The sequence below is a fragment of the Enhydrobacter aerosaccus genome (assembly GCF_900167455.1).
Classification (GTDB): Bacteria; Pseudomonadota; Alphaproteobacteria; order Reyranellales; family Reyranellaceae; genus Reyranella; species Reyranella aerosaccus.
On record NZ_FUWJ01000012.1, the window covers coordinates 97501 to 110179 of the forward strand.

General features: G+C 64.9%; 9 protein-coding genes (1 of these 9 cut by a window edge). 1 reads left to right on the forward strand and 8 read right to left on the reverse strand.

Going from position 1 to position 12679, the window contains the following annotated elements:
- A protein-coding gene (locus tag B5D62_RS27925; RefSeq protein WP_170921175.1) for a M23 family metallopeptidase crosses the window boundary here: on the forward strand, positions 1–879 show its 3' portion. It extends 396 nt beyond the left edge of the window; only the last 879 of its 1275 coding nucleotides appear in the window; the start codon falls outside the window, past its left edge; the stop codon is at positions 877–879.
- A 78-nt stretch (positions 880–957) separates the two neighbouring features.
- Here the strand turns inward: B5D62_RS27925 and clpB are convergent, their stop codons facing one another.
- The 8 genes from clpB to ptsP form a co-directional block, all read right to left on the reverse strand.
- Positions 958–3564, reverse strand: coding sequence for an ATP-dependent chaperone ClpB (clpB, locus tag B5D62_RS27930; RefSeq protein WP_085937344.1), 2607 nt, complete (start codon positions 3562–3564; stop codon positions 958–960).
- A gap of 478 nt (positions 3565–4042) precedes the next feature.
- Positions 4043–4618, reverse strand: a complete 576-nt coding sequence (locus B5D62_RS27935) for a DUF4167 domain-containing protein (protein WP_085937346.1) — start codon at positions 4616–4618, stop codon at positions 4043–4045.
- 177 nt (positions 4619–4795) lie between these two features.
- Positions 4796–5635, reverse strand: a complete 840-nt coding sequence (prmC, locus tag B5D62_RS27940; protein WP_231714964.1) for a peptide chain release factor N(5)-glutamine methyltransferase — start codon at positions 5633–5635, stop codon at positions 4796–4798.
- A 20-nt stretch (positions 5636–5655) separates the two neighbouring features.
- Positions 5656–6720 carry a peptide chain release factor 1 gene (prfA, locus tag B5D62_RS27945; protein ID WP_085937348.1) on the reverse strand — a complete coding sequence of 355 codons (1065 nt, stop codon included), beginning with the start codon at positions 6718–6720 and terminating at the stop codon, positions 5656–5658.
- A 3-nt stretch (positions 6721–6723) separates the two neighbouring features.
- Entirely contained in the window at positions 6724–7965 is a 1242-nt protein-coding gene (hisS, locus tag B5D62_RS27950) for a histidine--tRNA ligase (protein ID WP_085937349.1), read from the reverse strand.
- 44 nt (positions 7966–8009) lie between these two features.
- A complete protein-coding gene (gene ispG / locus B5D62_RS27955) occupies positions 8010–9146 on the reverse strand; it encodes a flavodoxin-dependent (E)-4-hydroxy-3-methylbut-2-enyl-diphosphate synthase (protein WP_085937350.1) in 1137 nt (378 codons plus the stop codon).
- A 106-nt stretch (positions 9147–9252) separates the two neighbouring features.
- Complete coding sequence (locus tag B5D62_RS27960) at positions 9253–10278, reverse strand: helix-turn-helix domain-containing protein (RefSeq protein WP_085937351.1); 1026 nt, start codon at positions 10276–10278, stop codon at positions 9253–9255.
- Between the two features lie 80 nt (positions 10279–10358).
- Positions 10359–12590 carry a phosphoenolpyruvate--protein phosphotransferase gene (ptsP, locus tag B5D62_RS27965; RefSeq protein WP_231714965.1) on the reverse strand — a complete coding sequence of 744 codons (2232 nt, stop codon included), beginning with the start codon at positions 12588–12590 and terminating at the stop codon, positions 10359–10361.
- Positions 12591–12679 lie beyond the last annotated feature (89 nt).

Genomic DNA, 12679 nt, shown 5'->3' on the forward strand with positions numbered 1-12679 from the left:
GTCAGCCCAAGAATCGTCCGCGTCGAGGCGGTGCGCCAAGGGTCGCTGCAGCAAAGCGCGATGCAAGCGGGCGCGCCGACGCCGGCGATTCTCGATTTCATCCGCGCGCTCTCCTACGACGTCGACTTCCAGCGTGAACTGAAACAAGGCCAACGTTTCACCCTGCTGCTCGAACAGCAGGTCACAAGCGACGGTCGAGTCACCGATCCCGGCAGGCTGCTGGCCGGCGAGCTTCGGCTCACCGATCGCACGATCATCGTCGTTCGCTTCCGCCCTCAGAACGGTGCCGATGGTTTCTACAATCCGAAGGGTGAGAGCGTGGTGCGTTCCTTTTTGCGCACGCCCATGGACGCCTCGCACATCACCTCGCGCTTCGGCATGCGCGAGCATCCGATACTTGGCTTCAGCGCCATGCATACGGGCGTCGATTTCGGGGCTCCGACCGGCACGCCGATCTTCGCCGCCGGCGCGGGCAAGGTCGTGACGGCGGGGCCCAACGGAGGTTACGGCATCTTCGTGAAGCTTCAGCATACGACCCAGATCGGCACCGGCTACGGCCACATGTCGAGACTCGGGCCCGGCATCAAACCCGGCGTGCTGGTGCGCCAGGGCCAGGTGATCGGTTTCGTCGGCTCGACGGGCCTCTCGACCGGCCCACACTTGCATTACGAGTTCTACCGCGACGGGCATCCCGTCAATCCGCTGGCGCAGAAGTTCGCCATGCGCGCCGGCCTGTCCGGCAAGGACATGAACCGGTTCAAGGCGCTCTCGCGCGAGTATCTGAATCAGCTCAAGAATGCTCCTCATATCGCCGAGGCAAGTCCGCCCCCGGCCAGGCAGAAGGAAAGCGCGGCGGCGGACGGAGCACGAGGCGGGTAATCACCGGGTCAAGCACGCAACGCGAAAAGGCCGTCCATTTCCATGGACGGCCTTTCTCTTGTCGGTTGTATGCCCGGATCAGTCGGCGGCTTCGCTCAGGACCCGCTCGCCATCGACGGTGAGCTCGCCATTCTCGACGCCGATCTCGACGGTCTCGCCCTCGACGATCTTGCCCTCGAGGATCAGCGAGGCCAGCGGGTTCTGCAGGCTCCGCTGAATGACTCGCTTCAGCGGCCGCGCCCCATAGATCGGGTCGTAGCCACGGTTGGCCAGCCACTGCAGCGCCTTGCCGTCGACCTTGAGGTCGATCTTGCGATCGGCCAGCAGCTTGCGCAGCCGGTCGAGCTGGATCTCGACGATGTCCGCCATGTTGGCGCGGCTCAACCGGCTGAACAGCAGGATCTCGTCGAGGCGATTGAGGAACTCGGGCCGGAATGCCCTCCGGACCTCCTCCATCACCTGCTCGCGGACCGTGTCGGTCGGTTCACCATCCTTCAAGGAGGCGAGATACGAGCTGCCGAGGTTGGACGTCAGCACGATCAACGTGTTCTTGAAGTCGACCGTACGGCCCTGGCCGTCGGTCAGACGGCCGTCGTCCAGCACCTGCAACAGGACGTTGAACACGTCCGGATGCGCCTTCTCGACCTCGTCGAACAGGATGACCTGATATGGCCGGCGCCGCACCGCTTCGGTCAGCACACCGCCCTCGTCGTAGCCAACATAGCCCGGAGGCGCGCCGATCAGTCGGCTGACGGCGTGCTTCTCCATGAACTCGCTCATGTCGATGCGCACCATGGCCTGGTCGTCGTCGAACAGGAACTGGGCGATCGCCTTGGTCAGCTCGGTCTTGCCGACACCTGTGGGGCCCAGGAACAGGAACGAGCCGATCGGGCGGTTCGGATCCTGCAGGCCGGCCCGGGCACGCCGGACGGCATTGGACACGGCACGAACGGCCTCTTCCTGGCCGATGACGCGCTTGCCGAGCTCCTCCTCCATGCGCAGGAGCTTGGCCCGCTCGCCTTCGAGCATCTTGTCGACCGGCACGCCCGTCCACCGCGACACCACGGCCGCGATGTCCTCAGGCGTGACTTCCTCCTTCACGCCCTTGCCGCCCTGAACGTCCTGGCCTTCGGCATCCTTGAGCTTCTTCTCGAGCTCGGGGATGACGCCGTAAGCCAGTTCGCCGGCGCGGCCGAGTTCACCCTTGCGTTGGGCGATCTCCAGTTCGGAGCGCGCCTTGTCGAGCTGCTCCTTGATCTTCTGCGAGTCGGCCAGCTTGTCCTTGGCCGACTTCCACTGGGCCGTCAGCGCCGCGGACTTCTGCTCGAGCTCGGCCAGATCCTTCTCCAGCCGTTCCAGCCTGTCCCGTGACGCCTGGTCGCTCTCCTTCTTCAGCGCCTCCCGCTCGATCTTGAGCTGGATAATGCGCCGGTCGAGTTCATCCAGTTCCTCCGGCTTGCTGTCGACCTGCATGCGGATGCGGCTCGCCGCCTCGTCCATGAGGTCAATCGCCTTGTCCGGCAGGAAGCGGTCGGAGATATAGCGGTTCGACAGCGTCGCGGCGGCCACGATGGCCCCGTCGGCGATACGAACGCCGTGATGGAGTTCGTACTTCTCCTTGAGGCCGCGCAGGATCGAGATCGTGTCCTCGACCGTCGGTTCGGCGACAAACACCGGCTGGAAGCGCCGCGCCAGCGCCGCGTCCTTTTCGATGTGCTTGCGGTATTCGTCGAGGGTCGTGGCGCCCACGCAATGCAGTTCGCCACGCGCGAGGGCGGGCTTCAGCATGTTGGAGGCGTCCATCGCACCATCCGCCTTGCCGGCGCCGATCAAGGTGTGGAGTTCGTCGATGAAGACGATGATGTCGCCTTCAGCCGACGAAATTTCCGACAGAACGGCCTTCAGCCGCTCCTCGAACTCGCCGCGATATTTGGCACCCGCCACCATGGCGCCGAGGTCGAGCGCCAGAAGCTTCTTGCCCTTCAGGGATTCAGGGACGTCGTCGTTGACGATGCGCAACGCCAGTCCCTCGGCGATGGCGGTCTTGCCGACGCCGGGTTCGCCAATCAGGACAGGGTTGTTCTTGGTGCGGCGGCTCAGGACCTGGATGGTGCGGCGAATTTCGTCGTCGCGACCGATCACCGGGTCGAGCTTGCCGTCGCGCGCTGCCTGGGTCAGGTCGCGAGCGTACTTCTTCAGGGCGTCGTAGCTACCTTCGGCGGATGCCGAATCGGCCGTCCGGCCCTTGCGCAGTTCGGCAATCGCCTTTTCCAGCGCTTGCGGCTTCACACCGCCCTTGGCCAGCGCATCGGCTGCCTCGGTGCCCTTGGCAAGCACCAGCGCCATCAACATGCGCTCGACCGTCACGAACGAATCGCCGGCCTTTTCCGCAATCGACTCGGCCTGATCGAACAGGCGGGCGGTTTCCGGCGCCATATAGATCTGGCCGGCGCCCTGGCCTTCCACCTTCGGCTGCTTGCCGAGGGCGGTTTCGACCGCCTTGAGGACCACGCGGGAATCGCCGCCGGCGGAGTTGATCAGGTTGGCCGCCAGGCCTTCCGGATCATCAAGAAGCACCTTCAGCAGATGGTCTGGAAGGAAGCGCTGATGGCCGGACCGCAGAGCCAGCATCTGGGCACTCTGCAGGAAGCCGCGCATACGCTCGGTGTATTTCTCTTGGTTCATCTCACTCTACCCTTTCATTTCGCGCCCCCGTCCAGCGGCGGGCGAAAGAGTGGACCCCTTTCCGGGCATCCTGCGCTCGATATGGGAGGCGCCGGCGCCGGTACAAGACCAAGCCGTGTGTACGGCCTTTCGAAACTAGGCTAGCGGTCCATCGACCGGGATCGACACGATCCAGATCAATAACGAGGGAGAATTTGATGCCCGATCTCGACGTCGAGGATCGGGACGACCCGGCCATGGCCCTGCGCCAGACATCACGGCCGTCGATCGGCAGATCGGCGTCCCGAGGCTTCAGTCGATAGGGTCTTTTCCAGGTGAGAACGCGACGGCGCGTTCAGGGGCGCCATCCATGCGTGCGCCTCAGCTGCCCCCGGTGTTTGCACCGCGCCAAATGGGGACAGCGACGGCCGGCCTCCAGGGCCGACCTTGTCCGTTCCGGAAGAATGCCGCCGTGCGCCGTGAGCGCGCGGCGAACAGGCTAGCCGCGCCGGCCGGTCGCCGGGGTAAAGGCCGGGACGTCCGGCTGCTCTTCGACGGCCGGATCGCTGCTTGCGGCAGTACCGCGACCGTTTTGCAGAAAAGCGACGCCACCCAGTCCAGGTTCGGCTTCCGCCTGCTCCTCGCCGCGATTGCCCTGCCGGTCTTCCGGGCCGTAACCGGCACCGTTACCGTTGGTCGCCTGCGGCGGAGGATTGGGCTGGCCTTGAGGATTGGCCTGCTGGCCTTCCTCACCCTCGCCCCAACCCTGGTTGTTGCGATGGGTAAAGCCGCCCATGGTCTGGATGACGCGGAAATAATGATCCGCATACTGCCAGTAGGCTTCGGCCATGATGCGGTCGCCGGAGGCAGCCGCTTCCCGAGCCAACGCCTGGTACTTGTCGAATACCTGGTGCGCATTGCCGCGCACCCGTACATCCGGACCGCTGCTATCGAAAATCTGGTTTCGATTCGGCGGTCTGTTGGGATTGTGGCTGTGCTGCTGCTTGTGATGACCGTGGCCGCCGCCGCCACCACTGCGGCCGCCGCGCGACCGCTGACGATTGTTTGGTCTCATTAACCTAAGGCCAGTTGCATGCCGGACGGTGTTGTTGTTAGCGAGCCCTTTGCCCTTTCCGGGCGCCGTCGCAGCTCAATGTCTAGGGACCGATGCCCACCGACACCTGTCGGCTTGGGCCAAGCCTCCCTAAAGGGCAGAGGGAACGTAGTCGCAAAGCCTTGCCTTGCCAACCATTTAATGGTGGGCGCCCACCACTCTTTCAACGCCCCCGAGATCCTTCCAGAAGGGCATGACGCTCATACCGCATGACGAAAAGATGCCTGAAATATCAGGGGCTTGGCCGGCTCCGCCTTCAACGAGAAGGAATCCGCCCGGTGTGACCAATTTGCGCCCGGCCGCCGCGATAGCCCGGTAGGCCTCCAATCCGTCCGGTCCACCGTCGAGGGCCGCCCGGGGTTCGTAGCGCCCGACTTCCGGCATGAGGCGATCAATGGTCGAGGTTTCGATATAGGGGGGATTCGAAACGACCAGATCGAATGGCCCGGGCAAGCCTTGAGCCCATCCCTCTAGGCGCCAATCGCCCAATCGAAAGGTTGCCCGACCTGCCACCCCGAGAGCCTCCGCATTGGATTTGGCGACCGTCAATGCCTCGGCCGAGATATCGACGCCCCATCCGAGGGCGTTCGGATATTCGCGCAGCAGGGTCAGCAGCAGGCAGCCCGAGCCGACGCCGAGATCGAGGATACGCCACGCGCGCTGCCGGTCCGGCATCAGCCCGAGCGTCGCCTCGATCAGCGTCTCGCTATCGGGCCGCGGCACCAGCACGGCCGGGGAGACCTTGAACGGCAGGCCCCAGAACTCGCGCTCGCCGAGGATGTAGGCCATCGGCTCGCGCTGAACGCGCCGCGCCGTCAGCGTGCGCAATGCCGAGACGATGGCGGGCGGCGCCGCGTCCCGTCCATGGGCGATCAACTGTTCCACCGAAAGGCCGGCGGCGTAGCTCAGCAGCAGGCGCGCCTCGAAGCGGGCATTGTCGATACCCGCCGCGGTCAAGGCGACGGCGGTGTCCCGCAACAGCGAGTCGTAGGTCGCGGTCAGCTCGCCAGCTCCGCCAGCCGGCTCGCCTCGTCATCGGCGATCAGGGCGTCGATGATCTCGTCCAGGCCGCGCCCCTCCATCACCTCGTCGAGCTTGTAGAGCGTCAGGTTGATGCGGTGATCGGTGACGCGGCTCTGCGGAAAGTTGTAGGTGCGGATGCGTTCGCTGCGATCGCCGCTGCCGACCTGGCCCTTGCGATCCGCCGCGCGGGCATCGTCGCGGCGCTGGCGCTCGGCCTCGTAGAGGCGCGCGCGCAGGATCTTCATCGCCTTGGCCTTGTTCTTGTGCTGGCTCTTCTCGTCCTGCTGGCTGACCACCAGACCGGTCGGCAGATGGGTGATGCGCACGGCGGAGTCGGTCGTGTTCACCGACTGGCCGCCCGGGCCCGAGGCGCGAAACACATCGATCCGCAAATCCTTCTCGTCGATCTTGACGTCGAATTCCTCGGCTTCCGGCAGGACCGCCACGGTTGCGGCAGAGGTGTGGATGCGCCCCGAGGCTTCTGTTGCCGGCACGCGCTGCACGCGGTGGACGCCGGATTCGAACTTCAGGCGCGCGAACACCCCCTTGCCGCTGACGGTCGCGATCGCCTCCTTGTAGCCGCCGATGCCGGTATCGGAGAGCTCCATGATCTCGAACTTCCAGCCGTGCTCGGCAGCGTAGCGCTGGTACATGCGAAACAGGTCAGCGGCGAACAAGGCCGCCTCATCGCCTCCAGTGCCGGCGCGAATTTCCAGGATGGCGTTCTTCTCGTCGGCGGCATCCTTGGGCAGCAACATCCGCTTCACGTTGCGCTCGAGCTCGGGCAGGCGCTTCCTGAGTTCGGCGGCCTCTTCCTCGGCCATCGCCCTCATGTCGGGATCGGCCGCCAAGGCCTCGGCATCCTTGAGTTCCTGCTGCGCCTTCCGCCAAAGGTTCACCGCGTCGACCAGCGGCCCGAGATCGGCATATTCCTTCGACGCCGCGACGAACTTCTGGGAATCGAGGGTGCCCGCGGACAAGGCCGCCTGCAGTTCGGCATGCCTCGCCACCACCTGGTCGAGCTTGTGCAACAGAGACATGGATCAGCGACCCAGCGCCTGCGTCAGCGTGTCGAGCGCCACTTCCTGTTGCTCGCCAGTGTCGAGGTCCTTCACCTGCGCCACGCCCTTGGCGAGTTCGTCATCGCCGATGATGACGGCCGCGCGCGCGTTATGCTTGTTGGCGCGCTGCATGCGCCGTTTCATGTTGCCGCGATAATCCTGCTCGACCGCGATACCGACGCGACGCAGCGTTCGCGCGATGCCGATCGCCCTGGTTTCGGCAGCAGCTCCCAATGGAACCATCACCACGGGGCGTGGCAGCGGCGCAGGTTCGTTGGCGAGCATCATCAGACGCTCGATACCACCGGCCCAGCCGATGCCGGCGGTGGGCGGACCACCAAGCTCGGCAATCAGGCCGTCGTAGCGACCGCCGCCGAGCACGGTTCCCTGGGCGCCGATATGCGTGGTCACGAACTCGAAGGCGGTATGGGTGTAATAGTCGAGGCCACGCACCAGGCCGGGATCGACCTCGAACGCAATGCCCGCTGCCATGAGGCCATCCTTCACGGCCGCGAAAAAATCGCGACTGGTTTCGTTCAGATGATCGGCAAAGCTCGGTGCGCCGGCGTTGATCTCCTTGTCGCCCTCATCCTTGCTGTCGAGGATGCGTAACGGGTTGCGCACCAGCCGGTTGCGCGAATCCTCCGACAGCCGGCTTTCATGCGCCACGTAGTAGTCGTAGAGGACGCTGCGATAGGCAAGCCGGCTCTCGGGATCTCCAAGTGAATTGACCTTGAGGACGCAGCGGTCGAGGATTCCCAGCCGATCGAGGATGTCCGCCGCAAGCGAGATCACTTCGATGTCGGCAGCCGGTTCCGGCGCGCCCAGGACTTCGACATCGATCTGGTGGAATTGGCGCTGACGGCCCTTCTGCGGCCGCTCGTAACGGAACATGGGACCGGCGGCGAAGATCTTGAGCGGCAGTTGCTGCGCAAGTTCACCGTTGGAGATGAAGGCCCGACAGATGCCGGCGGTATATTCCGGCCGCAGGGTCAGCGACTCGTTGCCCCGATCCAGGAACGTGTACATCTCCTTGGACACGACATCGGTCGTCTCGCCGATGCCGCGCGCGAACAGCTCGGTGAACTCGAAGATCGGCGTCGCCATCTCCCGGTATCCGTACAGACGCGCCACATCGCGCGCCGACCCGACGACGTGGGCGAAACGACGGTATTCATCGGGAAGAAGATCGTGCGTGCCGCGTACCGGCTGAAGTTTGCTCACGGGGAATCGCCTCGGGAATCGTCCGAAATTTCAAGCGGCCGACGCTACTCGGCCGCAGCGCTATGGAGAGCGGCGGAGGGCGCCTTGGCGGCTTCGATCTCGGCCGCCTTCTTCTCGATCAACTGCGCCAGATGCTCGACGATGCTCTCGTCCTTCAGGCGATGGTGCGGCACACCGGCGATGTAGACCTGGTGTGTTCCATTGCCGCCGCCGGTGAAGCCGATGTCGGTCTCACGCGCCTCGCCGGGACCGTTCACGACGCAGCCGATCACCGACACCGTCATGGGAGTGGTGATGTGAGCCACCCGCTTTTCCAGCGCCTCGACCGTGCGGATCACGTCGTATTGCTGACGCGCGCAGGACGGGCAGGAAACGATGTTCACGCCGCGATGGCGCAGATTGAGCGCCTTCAGCATCTCGAAGCCGACGCGCACTTCCTCCTCGGGCTCCGCCGAGAGCGAGACGCGGATCGTGTCGCCGATGCCGGCCCACAGCAAGGCACCGAGCCCAATCGACGACTTCACGGTGCCGGTCCTCAGGCCCCCGGCTTCGGTGACGCCGATATGCAGGGGATAGTCGCAAGCGTCGGCCAGTTGCTGATAGGCCGCGACCGCCAGGAAGACGTCCGAGGCTTTCACGCTGATTTTGAAATTGTGGAAATCGTGATCCTGCAGGATGCGCGCATGATCGAGGGCGCTCTCGACCATCGCCTCCGGGCAGGGCTCGCCGTATTTCTCCAGCAGATCCTTCTCCAGCGAGCCGGCATTCACGCCGATCCGCATCGAGCAGCCGTGATCGCGGGCCGCCTTGACCACCTCGCGAACCCGATCGGCGCTGCCGATATTGCCCGGATTGATGCGTAGACAGGCCGCGCCGGCATCGGCCGCCTCGATCGCGCGCCGATAGTGGAAATGGATATCGGCGACGATCGGAACCCGCACCGCCTTGACGATGGCCGGCAGGGCCTTGGTCGAGTCCTCATCGGGACAGGAAACCCGAATGATATCGACCCCGGCCTCCTCGCAGCGCCGTATCTGCGCGATCGTCGCTTCGGCGTCAGCGGTCAACGTGTTGGTCATGGTCTGCACCGTGATCGGCGCTCCGCCCCCGACCGGCACGGACCCAACCATCACCTGCCGCGATTTGCGGCGCACGATATCGCGATAGGGCCTGATGCTCATGCCGGCAATGTAGCGATGGACGCCCGGCTTATCCAGCCGCAGCTAGCCCTGAAAATGCGCTTCCGGCAGCGCTCGCCGCTGCCGTTTCGATCCTAGTGGTTCGGTCCTAGTGGGCGTCGATGACGCGGTACGAAATACCGGCGGGCACGACGTAGCTCTCACCGGCACGAACATAGGTCTGCGCCAGAACGTCACCGTTTGGTGAACGCAGCTCGACCCAGCTGTTGGACCGCACCACCACCTTGGTATCGGACTTGGTGGGCGTCGCAACCACGACGGCGGTATCGGCATTGGCCGGCGGCGCCGGACGGGCCACCGCCTCCTGCGTCGCTGCGTCGGCTGGGGCCTCCCGCGGCGTATCGGCGCCGGGCGGTTGCGCCGCCAAAGCCTGACCGGCCGACGGGACCGACATCATCACCGGCGGTGGTGCGGCCGGAACCGCGATCACGGCCGGAGGAGGAGCAACCGGAGGAGGCGGCGCAGTGGCGACGTCCTGCCGCGGCGGCCGCGGCAAGCCTGGTCCCTGAGCCGGCTGCTGAGGTTGCACCGCCGGTGCAGTCGGCGCAGCGGCCGACTTCTGACTGTCCGTCTTGCTTGCCGCCGGACCGGGCGTGACGACAGCCGGAGCCGTCGCCAAGCGGGCCGTCTCACTGGTGGAGGGCTGAGACGCCAGGAGCCGATCCGGTACAGGAGGCACCTTCTCTACAACCACCGGCTGCTGCCGCGGCAAATAGTGCCACACGCCATAGCCGGCCGCGATCACGAGCAGGACCGTCAGCACAGCGAGGCCGATCGGCGCGCGCCTTTCCGGTTGCGGAAAATCGCCCGGCATGGAGACCGGACGCTCGATCGGCACCGATCCCGAAAGCTGATAGGCCGTCAGAACCTTTTGGGCATCGAGACCGAGATGGCGTGCATAAGCACGAAGGAAGGCCGGAACATAAGCAGCACCCGGCAACTTCTCGAACCGCCCCTGCTCGATCGCTTCCAGATAAGACGGCCGAATGCAAAGATTCTTGGCGACGTCTGCAATCGACAAACCACGCGCCTCGCGTTCGTCACGCAGCAGTCGACCGACAGCATGTCCCGTTGTGTCGTGCCCCATGGCCTGCCAATCGACTTGATCCGGCATGAATCGTCCCCGCCGCCCTGCCTTCGGCGGACTCTTAGCAGACGACCTTTACGAGGGCAAAAGCGATTCGCCCTGCGAGGTCAAATTTCGACAGCATGATCCGCGGCAAACAGACGAAGCGTCTCACGCAAGGGGCGATCCGGCTGCGTCAGCGCTGAAGATACAAAGGCACTCGCTTCAGTGAGATCGAGCGAACGAATCATCGCCTTCACTGGACCGATCGCTCCAGGCGACATCGACAAGGTCCGAACGCCAATGGCAAGCAAGGCAAGCGCCTCGACGGGCCGACCGGCCATCTCGCCGCAGACGGTGATCTCCACGCCGGCGGGCCGAACCTTTTCCACAACAAAATGTAGAAGCCGAAGCAGCGCCGGGGACAAGGTATCGTATCGGGCGGAGACACGCGCATTGCCGCGATCAGCTGCGAACAGGAATTGCATCAAATCGTTCGTACCGACCGAAACAAAATCGACATGAGGCAGAAGACTGTCGAGCTGCCATGCCAGCGCCGGCACTTCGAACATAATGCCAACACGCAGCCGCTCCGGTTCGGGAAGCCCACGCCGACGGGCACGGTCGAGTTCGAGTTCGAGCAGACGACGCGCGGCCAGCAATTCGGAAACGTCGGCGATCATCGGGAACATGATCGACAGAGGACGGCCATTGGCAGCCTGGAGCATGGCGCGCAACTGACGCCGCAGCATGGCCGGGCGATCGAGCCCGATCCGGATCGCGCGCCAGCCCATGGCTGGGTTTTCGTCGCCGAAGGCGTCGACATAGGGCAGCACCTTGTCGCCGCCGACATCGAGCGTCCGGAACGTCACCGGGCGGCCATCGGCAATGTCGAGCACCCGGCTGTAGAGCCACGCCTGCGCTTCGACATCCGGAAACTCCGAACGCACCATGAACGGAATTTCGGTTCGATAGAGACCAATGCCGTCGGCACCCGTCTCTTCGAGATGCTGCATGTCGATCAGCAAACCGGCGTTCATATACAGACCGACCCGCGCCTGATCGCGCGTCGCCGGTGGCAGGTCGCGTAGCGCCGCATATTTGCGCCGCCGCTCGGCGCGCGCATCGATCGCCGCGTAGATCGTCTGGACCACGTCCTCCGACGGCCGCACCAGGACCTGGGCGCTGTCGCCATCGACGACGATCGTGTCGCCCGGCTCGACACGAGACAGCACGCTGGGCGCGCGTCCGACGACCGGAATGTCGAGCGCCCGCGCCACGATGGCGACGTGGCTCAACGCCGATCCTTCCTCGAGAACGACGCCGCGCAGGCGTGAGCGGTCGTAGTCGAGCAACTCCGCCGGACCCATGTCGCGGGCGATCACCACCATATCCTCGGGCTGTCCGCCGGACTCGCCGTTCGTGCGCCCCGTAAGCCGCAGCAACAGTCGATTGGTCAGGTCCTGCAGGTCGCTCAGCCGTTCCCGGATGTAGGGATCCGTCGATTGTCCCAGGCGGGTTCGAACGTCGTCGAAGGCTCTCTGCACGCCGGCCTCGGCGGTGAGCCCCGATGCGATTGCCTCGCGCACGCGCTCCCGCCAGCCGCGATCGTCGACGAACATGCGGAAGGTTTCGAGCACCTCGCGATGCTCCCCCGACTGCATATCGTGGGCTTCCAGCATGCGATCGACGTCCTCGCGGACTGATGCCAGTGCTTCCTCGAAGCGCTCCTGCTCCGCACCGACATCCTCGGCGACGACGCGTTGGATGACGATTCGCGGTTCGTGCAGAACGGCACGGCCGATGGCCACGCCGGACGTGAGCTGGACACCATCGACGCGCAGCGGCAGCAGGCCGATGCCGTCGACCTGCTGCACCTCGTTGGGGCTGACGAGCCGGCCTGCCGCGACCATCTCCGCCAGAACCATGGCGATGGTCTGGAGGGTTTCGACTTCCTCCTCGTCGTACTGGCGGCGCGTACGGTTCTGAACAACGAGGACACCCAGCACGCGTCCGGCGCGCAGGATCGGCACGCCAGCCAGCGAGTGGAAGACCTCCTCGCCCGTTTCCGGGCGGTAGGCAAATTGAGGATGGCTCTGAGCGTCGGCGAGGGCCAGCGGTCGACCGTGGGCGGCGATGTCACCGACCAGACCTTCTCCCACCCGCAGCCGGGTACGGTGCACGGCCGATGGATTGAGGCCCTGGGTTGCAAAAAGCTCCAGAACCTCTCCCGCCCGCAGGATGTATATCGAGCAGACTTCGGCGACCATCTCGTTGGCCACCAGCCGCACGACTTCCGCGAGCGTTTCCTCGGCGGAAACACCACGCGCCATCGTGTCCCGGAGCCGCTTGAGGAGCATTCGCGGTCCGGCCAGGGGAGTCCCTCTCTCCATGGTCAGACCGCCAAATGCTTGAGTCGAGTGACAATAAAGCTGCGGTCGATGATACA